This window comes from Segatella copri (genome assembly GCF_009495355.1).
Lineage (GTDB): Bacteria > Bacteroidota > Bacteroidia > Bacteroidales > Bacteroidaceae > Prevotella.
This window is the reverse complement of record NZ_VZAD01000065.1, coordinates 1-24,904: the sequence shown is the minus strand read 5'-3', so window position 1 is coordinate 24,904 and position 24,904 is coordinate 1. Positions and strand designations below refer to the sequence as shown.

Here is a 24,904-nt window from a genome sequence, read left to right as displayed (position 1 = left end):
CTTTTCAGACTTACAAAGCTATATGCTTAATCCCCCCTGGTTTATCGGGTGAGCCGTTGTAACAACTCAGCGCCCCCCTTAGCCATAAGTAGTTACTTTAATACTATACAAATTGTTTTCTGTTTATTATGAATTTGTTTTGTCTCTTGTAGATAAATCTCCGTTCCGTGATACGGAATGTGCATTCCGTACTTTGGAACGGCCGTTCCGTATCACGGAATGGCGGTTCCGTATCACGGAACGGAGATTTTTGTAGGCTAAACAAAACATTTATATAGTATAAGAGCAAGATTTTTCCAGTATAAGCGACAGTTTCTTTGGGTTGATTTTGTTCCTTTTTGTGCCATTTTGATAGTCTTTTGCCTTGGTGAATGATAAATTGTCAGAACGCCACTTATGAAAACGTTTGCGTAGCTTTTTTGACGAAAACGTATCCGTCCTTTATTATTTTGTTTTAATTTTGCAGCAGAAACTCACAACAACTAATCTACTAAAACGCTAAAAACAATGAAAAAAATGTACTTCATGTTGTTAGGAGTGCTTTTGTCTACTGCTGTGATGGCAGACAACAAGCAAACCGTAACAATCGACGGCTCGCAGGTTAGCAAGACCGTCAAAGAAATCACCTTCAATGGTGACAATGTAACTCTTACTTACGACGATGAGACTACTGATACTCAAGACATGTCGCTTGTTAAACTTTCTTTTGCTTATATCACCACTGGTATCAGCAACATTGAGACAAGCAACAAGGTTCTTGCAGGCAAAGTGTTTAACCTCAATGGCCAGCTTGTGGGTACTTCTACCCAGAACCTGAGCAAGGGTATCTACATCGTGAATGGTAAGAAAGTAATCATCAAGTAAAAAAGGAGGAACGTAAAATGAAGAAAATGGTATTTACTTTGGCACTCCTCTTGATGAGCTTGAGTGCTGCCATGGCACAGACATGGACATTTGGTGCCATGAGCGAGGCTGATAAGGCTTTATGTGCAGCTGATGCTAATTGGGTATTGGGAACTAATCGCTACGGCTATACCTTAGCTTTGGAGAATGAAGCTCTTGTTGCAAATGGCTCAGAATTGGCTTATACTAAGGGCTTGAAGTTTACTGCTGGTGCTCCTGCTGATAAATCCGAAGGAAAAGCAAAAGTCCGCTTGAACTATGGCTCTTCTCGCTTGGAATTGAACGGAAATGGTGTTTCTTTGATTATTCCAAGTCTGAAGGCTGGTCAGAAAGTAACAGTTAGCTGCAAGACTGGTAGTACTTCTACTGCTCGTTGTTTAGATGCTGCTAACTTGACTTCGGTTTCTGGTTCTTTTGGTACTCCTACAAAAGATCAGGTTACCAACGTTGGAACTGTAACTGCTGATGGTGATGTCGTGTTGAAAACCAATGGTGGTGGTATGAACATTTATAGCATCAAGGTTGAGACTGTAGGTGGCGGATCTACCGTTACTCCTGGTTCTACCGACAAAATTACCAATGCCGTTGCTCGTAACAGCAAGGTAAATCAGATGTATGTTACCACCAATGCTGGTGATGTGAAGTATTACAATACTGCCGACTTGACAAGTGTGAAGTTCGAAGGTGACAAGACCATCATTGCACCTAAATCAGGTTCAGAGAATGATGAGTACAATGCTTCAGTTCAAGCCATCAGCTTTGCTAAAAAGGCCGATCAGGGCGAAAGTGGTGATGTTGACAATCCTGCAGGTGTGATTCAGATTACTGAGGCTAAGGGCTGGCAGGAGTCTGCCTACCTGAAGTGGACTCCTTTCGAGGGTGCTTCTTCTTATAATGTATATGTAGATGACAAGAAGATTGATGCTCAGCTGATTCGTCAGTATAAATCTTACTATCGTGCCGATGTTCTCGGTTTGAAGGCTGGTACTTATTCTGTAAAGGTTGTCCCTGTCAATGCTGAAGGTACAGAGATTGCTGGTGCCAATACTGCTTCTAACTTGGTAGTAAAGAGCTACAACCGTGAGGGCTTTGCTCATTTCAAGTATGATGGTGTAGGTGCTTATAATAATGATGGTACTTTGAAGGCTGGTGCTAAGGTTCTGTATATTACAGCCAAGACCGCTAAGACAGTTTCTACAACCGTCAATACAGGTAAGTCAGAGACTATTACTGGTCTTCAGTCTATTATTGATGCTTATTCTAAAGGTAAGGATAAAACTCCTATCGCATTCCGTATCATCGGTAAGGTTAGCCTTTCTGATTTGGATCACATTTCAAGTTCTGCAGAAGGTTTGCAGATTAAGGGAGCTACTATGAATATGACATTCGAAGGTGTCGGTGATGATGCTACCGTATATGGCTTCGGCTTCTTGCTTAGAGAGGCTGAGAGTGTAGAGTTCCGTAACTTTGCTATTATGCGTTGCCTGGATGATGCTATGTCTCTTGATACTGATAACTCTCATGTATGGATTCACAACATGGATCTCTTCTATGGCAAGAAGGGTGGTGCTGCCGACCAGGCTAAGGGTGACGGTACTGTAGACATCAAGGGCGATTCTAAGTATGTTACTGTAGCTTACAACCGCTTCTGGGATAATGGTAAGGCTTCTATGTGTGGTATGAAGAGTGAGACTGGTGAAAACTGGATTACTTATCATCACAACTGGTTCGACCATTCAGACTCTCGTATGGCTCGCGTTCGTACCATGAGTGTTCACATGTACAACAACTACTATCAGCATTGTGATGTTTATGGTGTTGGTGCAACCAGTGGCTCAAGTGTGTTCATGGAGTCTAACTACTTTGATGCAACCAAGCGTCCTATCATGAGTTCTCAGCAGGGTACTGATGCTAAGGGTGATGGTACTTTCTCTGGTGAGAAAGGTGGCTTGATTAAAGCGTACGGCAATGTATTTGCCAACAAACCTGATAACTTCAGCTATATCACATACGCAGACAATAATACAAGCTTTGATGCATACGAGGTTTCTGCCCCAAGTGAGCAGGTTCCTGCAAGCGTAAAGACTTTGGTTGGTGGTACTTCTTACAACAACTTCGATACCAACTCAAGCCTCATGTATGCATACGCTGCAGATAAGGCAGAAGATGTTCCTGCTATTTTAGAAGGCTTCTATGGCGCAGGTCGTTTGAATCATGGTGACATTGATTTCGTTATTCCTGATGAAACAGTCGTAACAAATGGTCATCAGCAGCCATGGCCTGCTTTGGCAAGCATTCTTGATGCTTATACTTCTGGTGTTGTTAAAGTGTTCGGTGAGAGCAATGCTTCTGGCGAAGGTGGCACAGTAAATCCTACTCCAGATCCTACCCCAGACCCAACTCCTGATCCAACTCCTGATCCAACTCCTGATACTCCAGTTATCGAGGGTACTGTAATTTGCTCATTTGCTGGAGGGCAGGCTTCTAATAGTAGCTTTACTGTAACGGGAAGCTTTAAAAATAGTACAACTGGGGTAACAGTAGATGGAAATACTTATAAAGATTACCTCAAAATAGAGTCTTCTGCAGGTACAGTTTCTTTTAAGACAACAGCAAAAATGCAGATGACTTGTTATACTGGTGATGCAAAGGCAAAATTAAAGATTGATGGTGCTGATGTTACTGGTGATACAACCAAGGGCGTTGTTACTGTAACTCTTGAGGCTGGTGATCATACAATAGCCAAGGCTGGTTCTGGTTCTCAGTCTTTATATCTCATCAAACTTGTACCTGTAACAGAATAATAAACATGTTTTCCTCAATGAGGAAAGATATATAAAATGAAACAAACTAAGGGCTGTCTTTTTGTGATGAGGACAGCCCTTTTTTCTCAAAGGAATAAATTAAACAAAAACTAATCCTATAATGAAACAAATTAACTCTACCGTTTCTGCACAGCTTAAGGCTGTTTGTCGTAAAACTCTCATGGCTTCTGCTTTGCTCTGTGGCTTCTCTATGATGGCAAATGCACAGACCAAGGATGGTCGTGACTTCTCTTTGGATGGCTTCGCTGCCTATGAAGGTGTTCCTGGTTCTAACTGGTATCGTGCCGGAGGAACTACCGGTGGTGCTGGTGGCAAGGTGGTGAAGGCTGACAACTTCTCTCAACTGCAGGCCTATCTCCAAGCAACTGACCCATATATCGTTATCGTAGATCATGATATTACTACAGGCATCAAGTGCTATGTGGATGATCTGAGTACTGGTCGTTTGCTTGACGACCAGAGTGGTAAGTCTGGCGTGGAGTCTGTCTATGGCGAGCGCATTATGGTTGCTCCTAACAAGACTTTGATTGGTGTGGTGGACCCTGCAACAGGCAAGGCTCCTCTCTTTTCTCATATCACCTTCGTGATGCAGTCTGTTGATAACATCATCATCCGTAACTGTCGTTTCACCATGAAGGGTGTACCTGTGCTCAGAACAGGTGAGAATAAGATTGTGGCTTGGCGTAATGGTGCACAAGTAGAAGTGGGCGACCCTGACTGCATCGGAATCCAGGCTGATAAGGTAAGTGCCAAGACCAACTGGGGTGGACATATCTGGGTTGACCACTGTGAATTCTTCAATGGTGGTGCTGCTAATAAAGACCGCTATGATGGTTTGCTCGACTGCAAGAACAATGTACAGTGGATGACTTTCAGTTATAATTATTTCCACGACCATGACAAGAGCTGCCTCTTTGGTAAAGGTAATAGCGACATTTATGATGGTTGCCGTACAATTTCTTTCCACCACAATTTCTTTGATCAAATTCAAGGTTCCCGTCTTCCTCAACAGCGAGGTGGTCATATGCATTATTATAATAATTATATGAAGGGATGCGAGGATGGTTATCGCCTTAATGACCAGGCAACAGGTTACATAGAGGCTTGTTATTTTGAAGATACTAAGTCTCCTATCATGTCAAAGGGTGAAAAGGGTCTCCATGTCAACAAGACAGATGGCTATGATGTGATATTCAAGGGATGCTCCAACCTGTTGACTGGATATGACAATATTGATGGAGCAAAGGTTAAGGGTCATGTTACTTTGGCATCTTCCGATTGGGTTCCTACCCAGACCGCTTCAACTTACACCCAGCATTATCTCGACAAGACTGTGGATGTTCCTGCCATCTGCGAGAAGTATTCTGGCGCAGGCAAGGTAGAAATATGGAAGGCTTATACCAATGTACTTCCTACAGCAGATATAGCCGAGTTCGATCATGCCATCAAGAACTACAGCACTGCCAAGACCTATGATGCAGAAGGAAAGGAAATGTCGGGTGCCTCTACTACAGGCATCGAGATGTTCGATTATGCCGTTACTCAGACAGCCAAGGCCGAGTACTTCGACCTCTCTGGCAAGCGCCTGTCTGCTCCCTGTTATGGCATTACCATCGTTAAGGCTACCGACGCTCAAGGTCATGTATCCGTCAAGAAGGTTGTGAATATGTAATTGAACTTTCACAAAGTGCTTTAAGTACGGGCTGAAAGCCCAAAAGCTCTTAGCCCAGGGCAGCGCCCTGGGTCTAATAGTAATTGGCAAGGCGCCCTGAAAGGGCAAAAGCTTTAAAACTTCAGGCACTACATAAAGCTTTTGCCCTTACAGGGCGATAGGCTAACGCCCGTAACAACCCAGGGTGTTGCCCTGGGCTAAGAGCTTCTGCCCCTTCAGGGCGTGTGGAACCTACTGGGGAAAGTTTAATTGAACTTTAAGTTGTGAATTTATAAAAAGATTGTATGGTGTTCCAACTCCGTTTGGTGTCATTAGTTTGACATCCTAATGAGGTTGGAACTTTTTTTCTTTGCCGTTTTTAAGCATACCAAAATTGGTTTCAGTTTTATACCTTTGTTCGCAAGTGTGATGCTCTGCGGAGTACCTTATTTACTGATAGCTGACGATGCGCTTTTTTAGGGGAAAACGAAGCGCAATTATAATTGACAGAGGCTTCCTATAGTAATGTCCAAGTATTGACAGAGACAAAAGAAAAGCGGGAAGACGCCTGTTGCGTCCTCCCGCCTGATGATTTTTTATAAACTCTAAGTTTATTCTTTCTTCTTTCTTCTTTCTTGAATGCTCGTATTATTTGTTCTTAAAGCCGTAGCCATTCTCGAAGCCACCAGATGATAAGATGTTAGGAGTGAGAGGCCAGAGATAGATAGGAGCTTTTACATAGTCGTAATCCCAGAAGAGATACTTATAGAACTCGTCATCATTGTCTGCGAGGTCCTTACCCCAGTTTACCTTCTTGTAACCGTCAGCTACGAGGGCTGTCTCCTCTTCAGCAGAAAGCTTGTTGAACAAACCCTTGATGGCGACGTTGGTCAAAGGAGTCTCTGTCTTGTAATCCAAGCCGTAAGCCTCCCATTTGTCGTTCTGGCCGCGCCATGAAGGATAGAGTACAGGGTCGTTCTCCTTTCCTTCAGGACACTGTGCGGTGAGTCGGTAACCTTTCTCAGTCTTGGCATCCACGCTCTTGGTATAGATATAGCTTGAGATGGTGTTGCCATTCTCGAAGGTATAATAACCATTAGACTCCAGACCATCCAGCATTCTGCGGGTGAGTTCCTTGATTTCACGAATCTTCTCAGGCAACAGACCTGTACGAATCAAAGTGAAACGACGGTCACCCTCGCCGGCAAACTCGAAGCCACGCTCGTCGATGACAGCCTTGAGCAGAGAGCCTTCCTTGGCGATGAATCCATCCACATTGGCCTCTGCAGGTGTGCGGAAAGCACGGTTGCGTATCTTGGTAAGGTATGTCTTGGCTTCAGCGCTGTTGGCATCAAGTGCGGCACAAGCCTCTGCATAGCCCAAGTACATTTCAGACAGGCGCATGTAAGGACTGTTGATACCCGAACGACGCTGGTTTTTGGTCCATACCTTTGCCTGGCGATTCTCATCGAACTTGTTGCAGCAGATGCCGCCACCAGCAGCCTTAGAGTTAGGCTTGAGAGGAATCAAAGTCTCCATACCCTTACCTGTACTTCCTGTAACCGTGAAGCAAACGTCACGACGCAAGTCCTTGGGGTCGAACTCACCATAGTAGAAGGCTGGGTTGGCGCGTCCCTGACCGTAAGCCTTGCAAGGATATGCGTTCTTACCGCCACCGCTTGAACCACGTCCCAAACAATAAGAACGCTCACTCTGTGTGGTCACACCACCATCAGAGCCCTGGGTGTATGGTACCTCGAAGATACTTTCGTCAGCATAAGTAACATCAGCCTCGTGCATCTGCTGGAAGAAATACTGATAAGGGTTGCCGAATACGCGTCCCTTATTGTCTTTCTCACGTGGGTCGGTTTCGTGGAATATGGCTGTTCCGGAATTGTCGATAGCCTTCTTGAAGTAGGTTTTGGCAGTGTTGTAAAGGTTCTGCCAGTCTGAACGGCGTCCATATTCTGCACCAGCGTTGGCTGTTCCCATGGTCTCGAAGGTGAGCTGATTGCCCTGACCGTCTACTCGCTTGATGTCACCACGGCGAGTCTGATAACCTCCTGCCTCTAAAGCCATGCGGCCAATGAGTCCGTCGACGTAGGTACGTGAATAATAATTCTTGGCATTGGTGGTATAGTGAGGGCAAGCACCCAGTACGTACATCAGCGGTTCCACCTTCTTGAGTTGCTCGATGCAGACATCATAGATAGAGTCGCGTGAGGCAATACCTCCAGCTGGCTTGCCGAACTCGGCTGGGCATGGCACATCACCAAAGTACTTGATGAGCTCGCGGTAGCAGGTGGCACGCAGTGCTACAGCCTCGCCATAAATCTGACTCTGTTCGGTAGGTGTAGTTTGTGCCATCATCTCGCTGAAGTCTGTTCCCTCTTCGAAGGCAGATGTAATGGCGTTGCACTTACCGATGACATCAAACAGCGCACCGTATGCTCCGTCAGTTCCCTCTTTCTGATAAGAAAGGAGGTTGTAGTTGCCTACTTCGGTACCATTTCTGTAAAGGCCCTCAGGAATATGGCGACCCAACTGGTTGTTGTGAGCCTCTGGATGGCGCATGATGTCGGAGCCTGCAATATCGGCAGCATAATATAGTCCGCTACCGAAAACCTGCAGGGTGTAGGCATTCAACATGGACTTTTTGGCACCTTCCAAAGCTGCCCATTTTGTGGTGGTGGTGGAGAACACAAATCCTTTATCAACAGTGGATGGTGAACTTGTCTCCAGATAATCGTTACATGAGGTGGCACCAGAGAGGATGCCTGCCGCACATAAAGCTATATATAAATATCTATTTTTCATGTCAATATTCAGTTTTAATAGATTAGAATGCTAAGTTGAGGCCGAATGTCCAAGAGCGTGTCTTAGGGTAAGCCTGGTAGTCGTAGTTAGGGGTTGGGAATCCGTTGCCACCTGCGTTGAAGTCTGTGTTTACGTCAGGATCGATTCCGCTGTAGCCCTTGATGCAGAAGAGATTGGTAACGGTGGCATAGATGCGCAGGTTGCTGATGCCGAGAGGCTTCATCCATGTCTTAGGGAAGGTGTAGCCTACAGAGAGGTTCTGGAGGCGCAGGTAAGAAGCGTCCTCGATGAACTCGCTGGTTACCAGACCGTACTCGCAGTATGGAAGGGCATACTTGGCACCTGCGTTCAGGGTGCGGAGCTCGTCAGGGTTGGTAACGGCATAGAGGTTGCCATTGTTGTCAACATTATACATCTTCCAGCAGTCTGCCAGTTCGGAAACGCGTGCAGAGCCGAAGCCAGTATCCTTGTTACCCATCATGTCGTGGAGGGCATTGGCGTTGTAAACGTCGCCACCAATCTGATAAGCAAAGTTGGCGTTGAGATCGAAGTTCTTATAACGTCCAGAGATGTTGAAACCACCTGTATGCTCTGGCTTGGTCTTACCGATGATGGTTACGTCGTTAGAAGCCACGGTGCCGTTGTCATCTACATCGGCAAACTTGTACATACCAGGGAATGCCTTCTGACCGGCAGGACGCTTGTAAGCCTTGGCGCAACCTGCAGAATAGTTGCAGACAGTATTGTCAGGAATACCATCCTTCAGTGTCCATACACCATCGGCGCTTACGTTGAAGTCGTCAACAGTGTAGAAGCCCAATGACTTGTAACCCTGAACCAAACCTACAGGATTGTCCTTGCGGATGACATAGTCGTAGTATGGCATACGCATCTGTGATCCCCAGTTGGTATGGGTATCAGCCAATACGTTGTCGAAGAGTTCGTCTACATTGTTGTGGTTGAAGTTGTAGGTCATGCCGAATGTCAAGCCCCAGTCCTTCTTGTTGACGATGTCGTAGCTCAAGGCAAGCTCGACACCCTTGTTGGAAGTCTTACCTACGTTCTGGAACTGGTAGGTGTAACCAGTAGAAGTATCAATAGGAACCATCATCAAGATGTTCTTGGTGGTGTTCCAGTAGAAGTCTAATGTACCGCGCAGACGACCGTCCCAGAAACCAAAGTCGAGACCGATGTTGCGAGAGATGGTAGTTTCCCACTTCAGGTCGGGGTTAGCCATCATGGTGCCAGGACGGAAGGTGTTGACCAGTTGACCGTCAACCTCGGTAGTCTCGCTGACCCATGTAGCCTTCCACAGAGATGCATCGATATTATCGTTACCGGAAGTACCGAAAGAGAGACGGAGCTTCAAGTTGCTCAGCCAGTCTTGTGTGCCCTTCATCCAAGGTTCGTCAGAGATACGCCATGCAGCAGCTGCAGCAGGGAAATAACCCCAGTGGTTGTTGGGTGCGAACTTAGAGCTACCATCAGCACGGAAAGTAGCGGTGAAGAGGTAACGGCTCAGGTAAGAGTAGTTGACACGTCCGAACCAAGAAAGGGTGTGGTTAGGTGTGCCGATCTCCGACTTGTTGGTATCTTGCAGAGAAGTAGACTCCATGTGGCTCATGTTGAGCTGACCGAAGGCAGTGTCCATGTCCCATCCTAAAGGATAGCCATAGCCATTGAAAGTAGTGGAGTTGCTCTTTTTGGCAAGAACCTCGTTACCCAAGAGGAAATCGAGGCTGTGGTCTTCGCCCAATCCCTGTACGGCATAGTTGGCTGTGGTAGTCCAACGTACGTTGTAGCCATTGCTCTTTACCAGGGTGGCATGGTTGTAGCCCTTCTCGTAGCCATCGTCCCAGGTCTGCTGCTCACGCCAGTTGCGGGCAAGGGTAAGCTCGGTCTTACCTGTCAGTCCCTTGATAGGAGTCCAGGTGAGCGAGTTGGTGGCACGCAGACGGTTGTGGGTGTTGTATTGAGTGTAGCTGTCGTAGATGCTGACAGGGTTGTATTTGGGGTCCACGTTGGCATCGCCCATACCCAATAATGATGGGTCGTCCACGCCTAAAGGTGTGTCAATGGGCCGGTATGCATAAGAAGATGTGGCATACTGGAACTGGCAGCCCTGGAAGCGCATCTCGCTGTAGCGGGCATCGATGTTCCACTTCAGGTTCTTGGTGATGTCCTGTGCCAACTTGAAGTTCACATTCCAACGGCGGAAACCGGTGTCTTTCAGCGATCCTTTATCATTGGTGTAGTTGACAGAAGCATAATACTTGGTATGCTCTGTACCGCCACTGATACTCAGGTCGTGGTTCCAAGCGTGAGAACTGCTTAGCAGGTCGTTCTGATAGTTATGGGTACCCATGTTGCGGTACTCCTCCAAGTGGTTGCCGTTTGCGCTGCCCAAACCAAAATACTTGGCAACGTTGGCACCGTAGCTGTCACCATAAGATGTGGCATAGCTCCAGTTGCGCAGCACATAGTCGTAGGCGCTTTCAGTGTCGTAGGTAGTAGGCTTCTCCTTTACAGAGTAGTACATGTTGTACTTCACCTGTGCCTTGCCTTCCTTGGCGCTCTTGGTGGTGATCATGATGACACCATTGGCACCACGCGCACCATAGATGGCTGTTGAGGCGGCATCCTTGAGCACGTCAATGCTCTCGATGTTGTCGGCAGGGATATCATCAATACGTGATACCTGCACACCGTCAACGATGAAGAGAGGGTCGTTGCTCTGGGTGATGGAACCACCACCACGAACACGAATACTCATTGAACCGCCAGGACGGCCATCCTGAGAGGTTACTGACACACCTGGCAACTGGCCTTGCAGTGCCTCAGCGATGTTGGATACTGGGTTTTGAGCCAGCTTGTCACCTGTAACCGAGGCTACAGCACCCGTCAGGTCGCGACGCTTCATCGTGCCATAACCGATAACTACCACCTCATCGAGGCTCTTGTCGGTAGACTGCATGACGATGTTCAGCGCCGACTGGTTGCCCACGGTGATGGTTTGTGTTTTACATCCTAAATAGGAAATGGTGATCTTGTCACCAGGCTTTAGGTTTTGGAGACTGAAGTTACCATCGATATCGGTAACTGTTCCGCCCTTTCCGGCTTGGATAGTTACACCAATTAATGGTTCACCTGTAGCATCCTTCACATTACCTGTGATGGTCTTTTGTGCAAATGCACCGATGCAACACAAGCTAAGAGACAGAGCCAAAGCTCCCTTCTTGATTTGTTGATACATAAATGGTTTGTTTTTAGTTATACATTAAGAAATGTTTGTTTTCTTTTTTGTTAGTCGTCAGTAGATAACTTCGTTTATTGCTGCCAAAAGTAGCAATAATCTTTTATAAAGTAGATAAATTGGATGTAAAATTAGCAGTATTTAACGCATTTAACGCTAAATACTGCTAAAAGTTCTTATTTAGTTTGGTATTTCAGAACATACCACAGGTCTCTGATGCGTGCTTCGGGATCCCATTTGCCATCAAAGGTCCAAAGGGCAGTAAGGCCATGGAAGGCAGGATGGCCAGGAGCCTGGTCGAGATTGTCGCGCAGCCATCCGCTGTCGCCTCCCTCGCGTTCGCAACCATAATAATATACGCGCAATCCCCAGGGACAAGGGTCGAGCACCTTGTCGCTATAGGCATAGCTGATGTTACTGTCGAGGATGTTTTTTGACATACGGCAGTGGGCCAGATAGAACTGGTGGTCGTGGTGATAGCGTCCCAACTTGGTGGGCGAGAGGGCATCGAAGGAAGAGCATGTCACGACAAACTTGTTGTTGATGTCGCCTCTGCCGTCGTGCCAGAGGATGGCTCTGCTGTCGCCGACAAACTTGCAACGTGTGGCATAGCATCTGCCACGAGGACACATAAAGTCGACACCCGGACAGCGCAGGTAGAGGTCGGCATGATAGTACATTCCTCCATTCTGACACCATAGTGAGAGGGCATCGTTGCCGTCGGCAAAGATATTGCTGTTGATGACGATGGTGCGTGTTGCCTTGCCATAGATGGCCATCTGGTGTGTGGTGGTCTTCTCTACCGTGCTACCATAATTATTATATACGGTGATGCCGCTGATGATACAGTCGTTGGCATTGTCCTGCAGTACGATGACACCCATGTGTACAGGCTTTCCCTTGTATTCCTTAATGGTTTGTGAGGCTGTGGTCTCGGCATATTGGATGATGACACTGTCGCGGTCTTCGCCTACGAGCACGATGTTGGGACGGTCGATAATGACCTTCTCGTGATACACTCCGTTGCGGATGAGTATCTTGAAAGGCTTCGCTGGGTTCTCGGGAGCCTTCTCTATGGCATCCTGTATGCGCTCGCCGGCATTGACTATTGCATCGAAACATGACAGCTCTGGCTTCGAGAAGCGGTTCATGTTGATGAGTCCACGCTCGTTGGCACCGGGCGAGTTGAGGCTGAGGTTCAGTTTGTTGGCCGTATCATACTTGTCGGCCCACTTTTCGTAGAGAGGATAGATGAAAGCAGTACGGTCGCTGTACCATGAATAACCGTTGCGGCGCTCTGTACCTATCTCCCAAAGATGACGGCGGGGCACACCGTCGCGGTCGCACACGAATGGCTCACAGTGCTCTAAGTCGTAGTATCTTGCCCACAGAGGTGTGGTGGCATCGGGGTCTTTAACGAGTTCGGTTGTTCTGAAAGGAGAACCAAACTCGCCCTTGCGTACCACTTTCAGCCCCGTCAGTTTATAGGTGTCAAACCACTGCATGGCTCCACGAATGGCGCGTTTTATCTCTTCGCTTGGGTTAGGAATCTCCATCAACATAGCCACGATGCGTGCACTCTCGTTAGAACTGTAGGACGAGAGTTCGAAGGCACGTGCAGGACGAGGCTCGAAGGTTACGCGGTCGTGCTGCTGGCACCAAATGGTAGGCTTTCCGTCCTTGACTATCTGGCACTTCAGTATGCACTCCACACCCTTGTTGAAAGCCTTGATGGCCTTTTGGCGCAGTGCCTTGTCGGTCAGCTTGCCATCGAAGGGAGCCTTCTGCAGATAGATGTCGCGCAGCATTTCCATGGTGTTGACCATGGCATCATCGTTGAAAGTGATATGAACCTGATAGCCACGCATCCCAGGCCAGAACTGTGGCCATCCGCCATTGTCGTACTGTCCGCTCAGCAAGTATTCCACACCCTGGCAGAAAGCCTCACGGTACTTCTTGCTCTTGGTGGCCTGATAGAGCCGAGCCAGATATGTCATCTGCATATTGGTGGCATCGTTGTCGGTGGTAGAGTCGTCTCGCCGGCTTTTGTCATTGAGTACTTGCTGCCGCTCCTCATGAGTCATGGGCTTTGCCATGTCGATGTTCTTTGGCCATCCGCCTGTCACTCTCTGGTAGTCGAGAATCTGGTCGCCGATGAGTCGGGCTTGCTCTGTTTTGAAAAACTCCTTTTTAGTTTCCCTCATCGCATTGTACCTGCGCTGGGCATGGGCTGGCAAGAGGGCCAACGCCATCAGGATAGAAAGATAAAATGCTTTCATATGTCAATAGTTTGTGTTTAGTTTTTAAGTTTGGTGCAAATATACAAATATTATTTTGATAATATCATCTTTTTTTCGTATTTTTGCCGATGCTTATCATTAGCATCGGCATTTTTTTGGTACATTATTAGATTTATAATAATATTGTTTTTATCGAACAGAAACAGGTAAACATGAAGACAATACAACCGATATTGACCATTACGGGTTCTGACAGTACCGGAGGCTCTGGTGTCCAGGCAGACATCAGGACCATCTCTGAGTTGGGAGGCTATGCTGTTTCAGCCATTACTTCCATTACTGTGCAGAACACTTTAGGTATTCAGGCATTCTTTGATATTCCAGCCGAGATTGTTTCGGGTCAGATAGAGGCTATCATGAATGATATTCAACCGAGCATAGTGAAGGTGGGTATGATTCGTCGGGTGGAGACGCTTGAGGTTGTGATCGATGCCCTGACGAAATATCGCCCGGATTATATCATTTATGCCCCTGCCATCTGGTCGAGCAATGGCGATGCATTGATGACGGAGGATGTGGTGAGCCAGATCAGGTATCGTTTGCTGCCACTCTGTTCGGTCGTTGTTGCCCGAAAGAAAGAAAATGATATTATTCTGCAAGACACCAAGTTGCTGCGTATGGCTGAGGGTAACGGAATGCAGGTGTTCTTGCTCGACAATGCCAATTCACATGGTCTTACCAACCGTTTCTCTTCTGCCCTTGCCGTATATCTGAACCAAGGCAAGAAGATGGAGGATGCTTTGGCGATGGCACAGGATTTCATCAACGTAGAGTTGACACGTGAGAGCAACCTGCAGGGACGCAGTTCGGAACTCTACAATCAGTTCATCTCTCAGGTCAATAATTTCTGTCGCACCTATAGTGATGTGCATTTCTATGCAGACCAGTTGAATGTGAGCAGTCGCTATCTGGCACAGGTAACCCGTCGTATCTCGTGCAAGACACCGAAGGCTATCATAGATGAATATATTGTAAAGGAGATAGAGCGAGAGTTATCCACCACTACGCATACGGTGCAAGAGATAGCCAATACCTTCGGCTTCTCCTCGCAAGCCCATCTCACGAAGTTCTTCAAGAAGATGAGAGGGGTAACGCCTTCTGCTTTCCGGCAACCAAAGCCTGTTAATTAAAATGAGACCAGTCAACTGAGGAAATATCGAAAAAAGTAGTATCTTTGCATCCGTAGTTGAGAAGACTGCATTGAAGTTTCAGACTGCGGGTGGATAGAAAGCTACTTTCAAAAACACCCTTCACCCTTCACCTCTCACAACCCCAGTGTTTATCGGGGTTCTCAGCGAAAAGGTGAAGGGTGAAGGGTAAAATTGAGAGTAAGGTTTTTCACGGGAAAAACCACGCTTCCTGCAGCCGGAAAGCATATTCCGAATGGCGATGGTAGACCTCCCGAAAATTTTCTCCCGACGCATCACTTTGTGCCCGGCAATGGCAAAAAGTTGCCCCTGTAGAGGGCAATATTGTGCCATAGTTAGGCAATAAATGGAATGAGGCTCTTTTCGACTCGTCAGGACTATCATGACGACTTCCGGGAGGCTTTCCGGCACCTTGTAAGTACTCCCTATTTCTCCTTATGGGATTGAGCCGTCATTAAACTAGTCATCCATCCACATCTTGAATCCTTCGCCACGAAGGGTTTCCAGGTGGATGGAGATTTGTTAAATTACAGGTTAATTCCCTCATATTTAAAAATGGTAATACGAAGAGTTGGCTTATCTCTGATTATATTGATAGTTATTCTTATCAAAGCCGTCCATGGGATAGACGCTATGTGTCATTATCTGCAAGTTATACTTTAGATTATGGCAAGAAGATTAATCATGGGAGCAATTTGAAATTTAACGGAAATACAAAAACGTCTGTATTGTAATTGTTTATGCGTAATATTAAGGTTGTTCACCAACATTTTCAAGCATGCAATGCCATGTTGATGAATGTCAGTATGTGCAAAAAATCCATCATTGAGGGATAAAAATGATTAAATACATCCCTCAATGAGTAACTTTTTGACAGAATTCATTCCTCATTGAGGGATTATTTGTATCTTTGCTACAATTTTTAATGATATTAATGATAAATGTATTCTTACTATGATGTGTCAAGGTGTTTCTAGGTATATACTAAGTGTTATAGTGCTTTTGTTGTTCGCAATGAAAACACAGGCCCAAGAAGTGTCTGAACCTCTTGACTCTATCATAAAATCATTAAAACTAAAAGAGGTTGTTGTGAAGGCGAAGAAGATACGCCAATCAGGTGATACGATTTCCTATGCCGCTTCTTCGTATATATCTAAGGATGATAAAGTCTTGGCAGATTTGCTTCGTAAAATGCCGGGTGTAGAGGTGATTGGTAATGGGCAGATTAAGTATAATGGTCAATGGGTGAATGAGTTTTATATTGAAGGGGCCGATATGCTTGGTGACAACTATGGCGAAGCAACGAAGAATTTGGATGCCAAGGCTATTGGCTCTGTGCAGATAATGGAGAATCACCAGAACATTAAACTTTTTCAGGGAACAAAAAGTGGCAATGCGCCTGCTATGAATATAAAACTCAAGCAAACGGCAAAAGGTGCATGGACTGCCATGCTTTCTGTTGCGGTTGGCGGTCAGCCTAAGCTGGCGAGGAATATGACTGTTAACTTAATGAACTTCCGCCGCAATAGTCAAAACCTAACATTGCTTAAAACGAATAATGTAGGTGATGATTTACGTAAGGAAATCAATGCCTCGTCTTCGCTGAATTCTGTTTTGGGTGCAGGAATATTGCTACCCGATAAACCTGCTGTTTCTGATTTATATGCCTATAGGAATGATTCATATAGTGCCTCTATCAATCAGCTTTATAAGTTGGATAAGGACAGGACTTTGAGCTTTAATGTAAATTACCTTTATGATCAGGAAAAGCAAAATGCTACCGATGAAAGCCGTTATCTCTTGGATGATGGCACTCGATATGTTATACAGGAGTCTAACCAGGCTTTGGTAGGGCAGCATTTTGTTGGAGGACATGTCGCTTATAAATTGAATAGCTCCAAAAGTTATCTTAAAAACAATTTGTCGGTAAATGCTTCTTTTCCTAAGAATGAAGGCTTGGTGAATGATTTTGTCGCTCAGACTCTCTCTGGTCATAGTTTTTTGTTGAGTAATGTGATGAAGGCAAACTATAAGAAAAAGAATGGTGGAGTCGCAGATTTGGAATGGAAAGCTTCTTTTGTGGATAAGAGAGGGGTGTTGAATATGTCGGAAACGAATATGAGCCAGCTACTAAGACAACGCAACTTCCAGAGTGAAGCTACTGGATCTTTGTTGGCTTTCACGATTCCTCACCTTATGTTTAATTTGAATGGCAAGGTCATGTTTGATTGGCAAAGGGTAAGTGCAGGATTGAATTCTCTGTCAGATGCTTCTGGCAGCGAACAGAAAACCTGGTTGTTGGGAGCTTTTGTTAGCCCTAAAATCCTGTTGCATTTTGGAAACAGACTGCAATGGCTGGTTTATGTGCCTGTTGGGGTGAAATATTATCATTCTGCTGATGGCTCTTTGGATTATGATAAGCGTTTCTTTTCGATATGCCCATATTCTAATCTGACATATAAACCTACTGGTCGTTTATCTTTCGACTTGACGACGATATGTGAGGAGTCTATGCCTTCAGTCTTGTCTCAGATGGTTCTGAAACATTATGTGAATTATCGTACGACAATGTCCAATCCTTATCAGGTAGAGATAGTTCCCAATCGCTCTGTTAAACTGGCGTTTACGTCAAGTTATAAGGATATTATTAAAATGTTGTTTGGTGGTGTTACTCTGTCTTATGTGGATGCTCGAAATGGTAATAGTATGGGGTATCAGGTGGTTGACGATGTTGTTAATTATATCGTCCAGCCGCAATCTACCAAAAATAGAGTTTGGCAGATAGAACAAACGGTGGCGAAGGGATTCTTTCGATGGAATTCCAAGATAAGCGAATCTCTCAGCATAGGAACGTCTAGAAGTGAATACTATATAGGCGGAGATTGTCATGATGGTCGAAGTGACTATCTGCAAGCTAAAATCTCGTATGTTGCTTCTGTAAGGAAATGGCTGAACCTGTCAATCTCTAATGATTACTCTGTGTCAAAACCATATACGGATGGAAAGGCAAGTGGGGATGTTTATAGAACTTTCATGAATGCTTCTTCTTTTACGTTTTGGTTGGGTAAGCAATTGAATGTGGTGCCCTCTGTGCAATATTATCATAACAATTACTTCTCATCAGGTCGCAACAATGTGTTCTTGAATATGGTGATGGAGTATTATTGGGGTAATGCAACATTATCGCTGAAATGTACCAATCTTTTAGATCGTCGTACATTCCATCGTATAATAGACAATGGAATAACACGTTATTCCGGTGAGTATCAATTACGGGGCAGGACAATCCTGTTCGGAATACGAATAAAAATCATATAAAATACTTCATGATGAAAAATTATAGGAAACTGCTGGTCATGGGCATGATGCTCGTGGGAATGAATGTGAGTGCGCAAGTAAGTGTGACTTATGCTTTGGATTCACCAACTTTTACTTTGGCGCATGAGAGTACGGATAAGTTTGAAACCTTGGATTCTGCTTATCTTTGTGTCACCTATCGTTTCAAATATCGTCAGACGGCAAAGGATGATTCCTTGCGGATGGAAGATCTTATGGATCTACAGCTTGGCAGAAAGTATGATGCTTTCTTCAGTAAAAATCTGCGCGATCTGGATCAGGAGAATACGAAGGCTTTGAAAACAACGATGCGATTTACTCCTATTCCTGAGGAATATGTGGGTTTTGACATATTGTTTAGCCATTCAGATAAGACTTGTCAGGTAACCAATCGAATTCCTTATACCAGTCAGGTAATAGAGTATAGCGAAAAAATGCCAGATATTAAATGGCGATATCTGCCTGAGGATACAGCTACGGTGATGGGCTATCTTTGTCATGCGGCCGAATGTCAATATGGTGGTAGAACATGGAAAGTATATTATGCAGATAAAATCGCTTTGCCTTATGGTCCATGGATGTTGAATGGAGCAAAGGGACTCATTTTGAAAGCAGTGGATTCTGACCATGATTTTGTGTTTGAGGCTGTCGGGTTAACCCAGAAGTCGCAGCCTGTTATTCGTTATACTTGGAGCAGAAAGACGATGAGTAAAGATGAATGGCAGAAGTATGCGGCAAATATGTATAAGAATGCAGGTGCATTTGTTCGCAACACGGGAGCACGTATTATCGTGATGGACAATAGTGAAAAAGGTTTTCATCATCTGAATGAAGATTGGGAGCAATATTACAATCCTTTGGAGAAATAACATGGAAATGATCTCTCTTCCGAAAGAACGCTCAAGCGGGAGGTTGATAGCATCATAGAATGTGCAGGAGAACTCAAATGTTCCAATCTGATTATTGTCACGATGAATGAGGAAAGGATAATTGAGAAAAATGGATATAAGTTCAAAGTTTTACCTATATATAAGTATAAAAGGAAAACTTCCTGTCGGTTTATCTTAGCAGCACCATCTGTGCTGTGCTTTGCATATTTAGGAATATGGCTTATACTTTTGCGAATCATCCTTTGTACAAAATGACGCAAAGTTTATAATTATTGGAACACTTTTCTCATATTTCCCTAAAAAGTGTTTCCTTTGCAGCCGTAATTAAGAAAATAAATAAAATTATGGCAGAAAACAGACAAGAATTGAACCGCAACTTGGCTCAGATGCTCAAGGGTGGTGTGATTATGGACGTAACAACTCCAGAACAGGCAAAAATAGCAGAGGCAGCAGGTGCCTGCGCAGTAATGGCTTTGGAACGTATTCCAGCCGACATTCGTGCAGCAGGTGGCGTGTCTCGTATGAGTGATCCTAAGATGATCAAGGGCATTCAGGAGGCTGTCTCTATCCCTGTAATGGCTAAGTGCCGTATCGGTCACTTTGCTGAGGCTCAGATTCTTCAGGCTATCGAAATCGACTATATTGACGAGAGCGAGGTGCTCTCTCCTGCAGATAATGTTTATCACATCGACAAGACTCAGTTTGACGTACCTTTCGTTTGTGGTGCCAAGAACTTGGGCGAGGCACTCCGCCGTATCGCTGAAGGTGCTACCATGATTCGTACCAAGGGTGAGCCAGGAACTGGTGATGTGGTACAGGCTGTTACCCACATGCGTATGATGCAGAGTGAAATCCGCCGTTTGGTTTCTATGAGCGAGGATGAACTTTTCGAGGCTGCCAAGCAGTTGCAGGCTCCTTACGAGTTGGTAAAGTATGTTCATGAGAATGGCAAGTTGCCTGTAGTAAACTTCGCTGCCGGTGGTGTGGCTACTCCTGCTGATGCTGCCCTGATGATGCAGCTCGGTGCCGAGGGTGTATTCGTAGGTTCTGGTATCTTCAAGAGCGGTAACCCTGCTAAGCGTGCACAGGCCATCGTGAAGGCTGTTACCAACTACAACGACCCTAAGATGCTGGCTGAGTTGAGCGAGGATCTCGGTGAGGCGATGGTTGGTATCAACGAGCAGGAGATTGCGCTCCTCATGGCTGAAAGAGGTAAGTAAAAGATGATATATTAGGGAGTTAGGGAGTTAAGAAGTTAAAGGAGTTAAGACAAATGCTTATAGGCAGAAATTCAGTAAAAGAATACTATTGTCTTAACTCCTTAACTCCATTAACTCCTTAATTTCTTCTTATGGGGAAAATGGTTTTATGAGAATAGCAGTATTAGCTTTACAAGGTGCTTTTGCTGAGCACAGACAGAAGTTGGCTCAGTTGGGTGTGGATAGTTTTGAGGTGCGCCAGTTGAAGGATTGGGACCAGCCTAAGGATGGCTTGATTATTCCTGGTGGCGAGAGTACTACCCAGGCAAAGCTCTTGAATGAACTGGGATTGATGGAACCTGTGAAGGAGGCCATTGCAGCAGGCTTGCCTGTCTATGGCACTTGTGCTGGTTTGATTCTTCTTGCCAAGAAGATAGAGGGTGAGCCAAGTCTTCGCATTGCTTCCATGGATATCACGGCTTTGAGAAATGCCTATGGTCGCCAGTTGGGCAGTTTCTACATCGAGGCTCCGATGAAGGGCATCGAGGGTAACATCCCCATGACCTTTATCCGTGCTCCTTATATTAAAGAGGTGTGGGGAGATGCCGAGGTTCTTGCCGAGGTAGATGGCAAGATTGTAGCTGCCCGTCAGGGCAACCAACTCGTTACCGCCTTCCATCCGGAACTGAACGACAGTTTAGAGATACATAAGTATTTTCTGGGGATGTGCAAGAAGTAGGCTTCATCCCATGATGAAACAGGCTTCGTTGCCCAATGAAACGGGCTTCGTTGGCACATGAACCTATATTGCAAGTATCTTAGGATACATTGCCTTGTGGTTAAGATACATAGGCAGTATCCTAAGATACTTTTTTATTGAATGTCTGATACTTTTTTCCGATAAATGTTTGCCGTTTACAAATATTCATCGTATCTTTGTATTATGAAATCTTCGTTACGTAAAACTCATAATGATATAAATGCTTATGGTACAGTTAAATCCTTTTATTATTGAAGGCTATCTTTCGCCGGAATATTTCTGTGATAGGGTAGAGGAAACTGCTCTTCTTACCCGCCATTTGACCAATCGGTGCAATGTCGCGTTGATTGCGCCAAGACGTCTGGGTAAGTCAGGACTGATTTATAATTGTTTTCAGCAGGAAAACATCCGTGAGCAGTATCATTGCATCTATATTGATATTTATGATACGAAAAATTTGAATGAATTCGTCTATGCGCTGGGCAAGGGAATCCTGACGGCACTCAAGCCAAAGGGCAGGAAAGTGTGGGAATTTTTCCTGAATACGCTCCAGTCTTTGAAATCCACCATCTCCTTTGATATCAATGGAAATCCAGAGTGGAGTGTGGGCATTGGTGATATACAGACACCAGAAATTACCTTGGACGAGATCTTCGCTTATCTCGAACAGGCAGATAAGCCTTGTCTGGTGGCGATTGATGAGTTTCAGACAGTTGCAAACTATCCAGAGAAAACCGTTGAGGCAACCTTGCGTAAGCGAATACAGAATTGCCACAATGCAAACTTCGTCTTTTCGGGTTCCAAGCGCCACATGATGGCATTGATGTTTACTTCCCAGTCACGCCCGTTCTATCATAGTTCGAGCATCATGGGGTTGGAGGCAATCAATGAGCAGACTTACCTGGAATTTGCCAATCACCATCTTGCCAGGAACAATAAAGAGATAAGTGCAGCGGCTTTTACCTATTTATATCATCATTTCGATGGCATTACATGGTACGTCCAGTATGTTCTCAATATGCTTTATACTTCAATTTCTGATAGGTCTTTGTTGCAGGAGGATGATGTCAGGATGGCGATTGATAGCATCCTTTCCCAGCAGCGTTTTGCCTATCAAGCGTTGATATACCAATTGACAGCCAAGCAAAAACAGGTGCTCACGGCTATCGCTTTAGAAGGTAAGCCTTCTTCCCTGATGTCTCAAGAGTTCTTGCAGAAGTATCATCTTGGGGCAAGCACCGTGCAAGGAGCTGTCAAGACCTTACTGGACAGAGACTTTATCACGCAAGATGAAGGCGTTTACCAATTATGTGACAAGTTTTTGGAGCTGAGTTTAAGGGGATAAAAAAGGAAGCAAATGTATGAATTTTAACGATGCGTTTTATAGTGGTCTAATGATGCGCTTTATTAGGTGTTAATGAAGCGCTTCGTTAAGTTAGGTCGATTTTTAACAAGTTATAGCTTATAAAAATAAGTGCAGAAAAGTGTATCGCAACTACATAAAACTGCACTAAATATGATGTAATATCCTTAGTTTTAGCGATGTTAAGTTTAGATAAAAGAAACTAATAAAATCGGCTGGGTAACAGCTTTTATGGGCATAATTTGAGGTATATATTAGGCTAAAATGGTTAAAGAAACATATAAAAGTCAAGTTTATGACGTAAAAAACAAGACTTTTTGTTAAATTTGCAGTCGAATAAAGGAGATAAATATGGTAATAGCAAGCCTTATAAAGGAAAAATTGTCGTTGACCCCTGCTGGGGTTGTATTGACTACAAGAGACTTTGGGGTGGAGATGCGGTATCAGCCAGCACTCGCCAAAGCTCTCAACCGTCTTGTGCTCCAAGGCGAGCTGCAAAAGATAGCAAAGGGGAAATACTATATTCCGAAGAAGACCATTTTTGGAAATCTAAAACCTGCGGATTCTGAACTTGTAAAGGACTTTTTGGAGCAAAATGGCAAGATTGTTGGCTACATTACAGGAACTACAGCATTTGCATCTATGGGATTGACAACACAGATAAGTTCATCCATCCTTGTCGGCACAAATAAATATCGGAGACCTATCACAAGGAATGGTGTGAAAATATCTTTTTTGTTACAAGAGAATGCCATAACATCAAGCAATATTCCACTACTTAGAATATTGGATGCTTTGCGCCTTATAAAGGAGATTCCTGCTACTTCACCAGATGAATGTGTGACGAATATTTGCAAAGCAATCAATGCTCTTTCAATGGAACAGAAGCGAGAATTGGCAGAACTATCCTTGGCATACACACCTTATGTGAGAGCTTTGCTTGGAGCCATCTACGAGAACATGGAACTTGAAACGGAAACCATCAGCAAAACATTGAATGGAGTGACCAGTTACAAGTTGCCAATCTCAGACAAAGTATTATCAAACAAAAGAAACTGGAACATCATATGAGATTACATGAAAACTGGGAGCTATTCTCTGACGCCTTGCAAGCGGCTTCGCAACCTGTAGAAGATGGAGGACTCGGTATCAAGAGCATCTTCATAGAGAAAGACTATTGGATTTGTCGCTCGTTGTCATTGATGGCTGCGAACGACAAGGATGACCGTGCCATATTCAAAGGAGGAACAAGTCTTACAAAAGCATATGGTATCGGTAGTAGATTTTCAGAAGACATAGATATTGCTATCTCTGAGGCATGGACGCTCAGCGGCAATCAATTGAAGATGCTGATCAAGAGAACTGCCAAAAGCATGACAGAAGGACTGCAGGAAATGAATATGCCAGGTTTTACAAGCAAAGGTTCTCACTATCACAAGGCATACTATTCTTATCCAAGAGCTATTGATACATTACAAATAGGTGCAATCAAGGCAGGACAATTGCTTGTCGAAATCAATTCCTTTGCCAATCCATATCCTTTCCAGAAATGCAGACTGAAAAGTTTCTTGACAGAGTTTTTTCAAAAGACAGGCAACGAGAACTTGATAGAGGAATACGATATGCAACCTTTCGAGGTGAATGTTCTCGACAGGCGTAGAACATTGACAGAGAAATTGGTATCATTGTTGCGTTGTTCCTTGGCAGACAATTATATGCCTGAGTTAACAGCTAAGATACGTCATTTCTATGATTTACATTTCCTCTTGAATGATGCAGAGACACAGGACTATCTGAAAAGTGACGCATTCAAGTCGGATTTCTGCAACTTGTTTGCGCAAGACCAACAGAGATTTGATAAGCCCGAAGGATGGCAAAATAAAGACATCAAGGATTCTCCTATCATCAATGACCTACATAATGTATGGTCTGCATTAAGCAACGTCTATGCAAAAGAACTTCCTGACCTTGCCTATAAAGAGATACCGATGATTGAGAGTATTGAGAATAGTATGGAACAATTGATTTTGTATTTGACAATATAAACAGCCATGGCAAAGAAGTATTACTTCCTTGGCAAAGTTGTACTACTTCTCAATAATTAAAAGAAGGTACCACAATTCGGGATAAAATAGCGATTAGTTGCATGTGAAGACAGATATGCGAGTTCTCTTCCCATGCCATCAGACATGGGCTGTATATAAAGAATCGAAAGAGACTATTCTGTCTTTAGAACAATGAAAGTTGCTTCGTGTCTTCGATGCAGTATCCTTGCAATACCATTGGCTTGTTGTCAAAGAAACAATATGCTCCCAATACTGAGATGAGGTTCATGACAAAGTTGTTCACAGACCTATGACGCGAATGTACAATCTGTGCCGTATTCTTCAGCATGTCGTTAATTGTTTCGATAATGTATCTCTTGCGCAGCATCATTCTGTCATAGAACGGCATCAGCT

General features: G+C 44.6%; 15 protein-coding genes. 11 read left to right on the top strand and 4 right to left on the bottom strand.

Annotated elements, in window-relative coordinates:
• The first annotated feature begins 507 nt into the window (after window positions 1-507).
• The 3 genes from F7D20_RS08705 (at window position 508) to F7D20_RS08695 (ending at window position 5,400) form a co-directional block, all read left to right on the top strand.
• On the top strand, window positions 508-864 hold the full coding sequence (locus tag F7D20_RS08705) for a subtilase (protein WP_158463707.1): 357 nt from the start codon (window positions 508-510) through the stop codon (window positions 862-864).
• A gap of 17 nt (window positions 865-881) precedes the next feature.
• Entirely contained in the window at window positions 882-3,707 is a 2,826-nt protein-coding gene (locus F7D20_RS08700; protein ID WP_228114149.1) for a pectate lyase, read from the top strand.
• Window positions 3,708-3,828: 121 nt separating this feature from the next.
• A complete protein-coding gene (locus F7D20_RS08695) occupies window positions 3,829-5,400 on the top strand; it encodes a hypothetical protein (protein ID WP_158463706.1) in 1,572 nt (523 codons plus the stop codon).
• A 627-nt stretch (window positions 5,401-6,027) separates the two neighbouring features.
• Here F7D20_RS08695 and F7D20_RS08690 read toward each other — a convergent pair.
• The 3 genes from F7D20_RS08690 to pelA all read right to left on the bottom strand — a co-directional run bounded on the left by F7D20_RS08690 (window position 6,028) and on the right by pelA (window position 13,701).
• Window positions 6,028-8,196 carry a RagB/SusD family nutrient uptake outer membrane protein gene (locus F7D20_RS08690; RefSeq protein ID WP_158463705.1) on the bottom strand — a complete coding sequence of 723 codons (2,169 nt, stop codon included), beginning with the start codon at window positions 8,194-8,196 and terminating at the stop codon, window positions 6,028-6,030.
• 22 nt (window positions 8,197-8,218) lie between these two features.
• A complete protein-coding gene (locus F7D20_RS08685; RefSeq protein ID WP_158463704.1) occupies window positions 8,219-11,449 on the bottom strand; it encodes a SusC/RagA family TonB-linked outer membrane protein in 3,231 nt (1,076 codons plus the stop codon).
• Between the two features lie 176 nt (window positions 11,450-11,625).
• The gene (pelA, locus tag F7D20_RS08680; protein WP_437182664.1) at window positions 11,626-13,701 is read right to left on the bottom strand and encodes a pectate lyase; all 2,076 of its coding nucleotides are present in this window, start codon (window positions 13,699-13,701) and stop codon (window positions 11,626-11,628) included.
• Window positions 13,702-13,901: 200 nt separating this feature from the next.
• Between pelA and F7D20_RS08675 the strand changes: the two genes are divergently transcribed.
• From F7D20_RS08675 to F7D20_RS08640, 8 genes are all read left to right on the top strand, one after another.
• Entirely contained in the window at window positions 13,902-14,879 is a 978-nt protein-coding gene (locus F7D20_RS08675) for a hydroxymethylpyrimidine/phosphomethylpyrimidine kinase (protein WP_158463702.1), read from the top strand.
• Between the two features lie 1,032 nt (window positions 14,880-15,911).
• Window positions 15,912-18,215, top strand: coding sequence for a hypothetical protein (locus tag F7D20_RS08670; protein WP_158463701.1), 2,304 nt, complete (start codon window positions 15,912-15,914; stop codon window positions 18,213-18,215).
• Window positions 18,216-18,223: 8 nt separating this feature from the next.
• The gene (locus tag F7D20_RS08665) at window positions 18,224-19,102 is read left to right on the top strand and encodes a GLPGLI family protein (protein WP_158463700.1); all 879 of its coding nucleotides are present in this window, start codon (window positions 18,224-18,226) and stop codon (window positions 19,100-19,102) included.
• 365 nt (window positions 19,103-19,467) lie between these two features.
• Window positions 19,468-20,343, top strand: coding sequence for a pyridoxal 5'-phosphate synthase lyase subunit PdxS (gene pdxS, locus F7D20_RS08660; protein WP_158463699.1), 876 nt, complete (start codon window positions 19,468-19,470; stop codon window positions 20,341-20,343).
• 148 nt (window positions 20,344-20,491) lie between these two features.
• Entirely contained in the window at window positions 20,492-21,061 is a 570-nt protein-coding gene (gene pdxT, locus F7D20_RS08655) for a pyridoxal 5'-phosphate synthase glutaminase subunit PdxT (protein ID WP_158463698.1), read from the top strand.
• Window positions 21,062-21,308: 247 nt separating this feature from the next.
• Window positions 21,309-22,427, top strand: coding sequence for an AAA family ATPase (locus F7D20_RS08650; protein ID WP_158463697.1), 1,119 nt, complete (start codon window positions 21,309-21,311; stop codon window positions 22,425-22,427).
• A gap of 369 nt (window positions 22,428-22,796) precedes the next feature.
• Window positions 22,797-23,516: a DUF6088 family protein gene (locus tag F7D20_RS08645; protein WP_158463696.1), complete on the top strand. Its 720-nt coding sequence runs from the start codon at window positions 22,797-22,799 to the stop codon at window positions 23,514-23,516.
• The gene (locus tag F7D20_RS08640; protein WP_158463695.1) at window positions 23,513-24,490 is read left to right on the top strand and encodes a nucleotidyl transferase AbiEii/AbiGii toxin family protein; all 978 of its coding nucleotides are present in this window, start codon (window positions 23,513-23,515) and stop codon (window positions 24,488-24,490) included. The genes F7D20_RS08645 and F7D20_RS08640 overlap by 4 nt, the downstream gene beginning before the upstream one ends.
• A 184-nt stretch (window positions 24,491-24,674) precedes the next feature.
• Here F7D20_RS08640 and F7D20_RS08635 read toward each other — a convergent pair.
• The coding region (locus F7D20_RS08635) for a transposase (RefSeq protein WP_228114148.1) at window positions 24,675-24,904 on the bottom strand (230 nt) is incomplete at its 5' end.

Coding starts and splice junctions, on each gene's coding strand:
- F7D20_RS08665 (WP_158463700.1), top strand. CDS start 18,224: ATGATGAAAAATTATAGGAAACTGCTGGTCATGGGCATGATGCTCGTG.
- F7D20_RS08650 (WP_158463697.1), top strand. CDS start 21,309: ATGGTACAGTTAAATCCTTTTATTATTGAAGGCTATCTTTCGCCGGAA.
- F7D20_RS08645 (WP_158463696.1), top strand. CDS start 22,797: ATGGTAATAGCAAGCCTTATAAAGGAAAAATTGTCGTTGACCCCTGCT.
- F7D20_RS08685 (WP_158463704.1), bottom strand. CDS start 11,449: ATGTATCAACAAATCAAGAAGGGAGCTTTGGCTCTGTCTCTTAGCTTG.
- F7D20_RS08640 (WP_158463695.1), top strand. CDS start 23,513: ATGAGATTACATGAAAACTGGGAGCTATTCTCTGACGCCTTGCAAGCG.
- F7D20_RS08700 (WP_228114149.1), top strand. CDS start 882: ATGAAGAAAATGGTATTTACTTTGGCACTCCTCTTGATGAGCTTGAGT.
- F7D20_RS08670 (WP_158463701.1), top strand. CDS start 15,912: ATGAAAACACAGGCCCAAGAAGTGTCTGAACCTCTTGACTCTATCATA.
- F7D20_RS08675 (WP_158463702.1), top strand. CDS start 13,902: ATGAAGACAATACAACCGATATTGACCATTACGGGTTCTGACAGTACC.
- F7D20_RS08705 (WP_158463707.1), top strand. CDS start 508: ATGAAAAAAATGTACTTCATGTTGTTAGGAGTGCTTTTGTCTACTGCT.
- F7D20_RS08695 (WP_158463706.1), top strand. CDS start 3,829: ATGAAACAAATTAACTCTACCGTTTCTGCACAGCTTAAGGCTGTTTGT.
- pelA (WP_437182664.1), bottom strand. CDS start 13,701: ATGGCGTTGGCCCTCTTGCCAGCCCATGCCCAGCGCAGGTACAATGCG.
- pdxT (WP_158463698.1), top strand. CDS start 20,492: ATGAGAATAGCAGTATTAGCTTTACAAGGTGCTTTTGCTGAGCACAGA.
- pdxS (WP_158463699.1), top strand. CDS start 19,468: ATGGCAGAAAACAGACAAGAATTGAACCGCAACTTGGCTCAGATGCTC.
- F7D20_RS08690 (WP_158463705.1), bottom strand. CDS start 8,196: ATGAAAAATAGATATTTATATATAGCTTTATGTGCGGCAGGCATCCTC.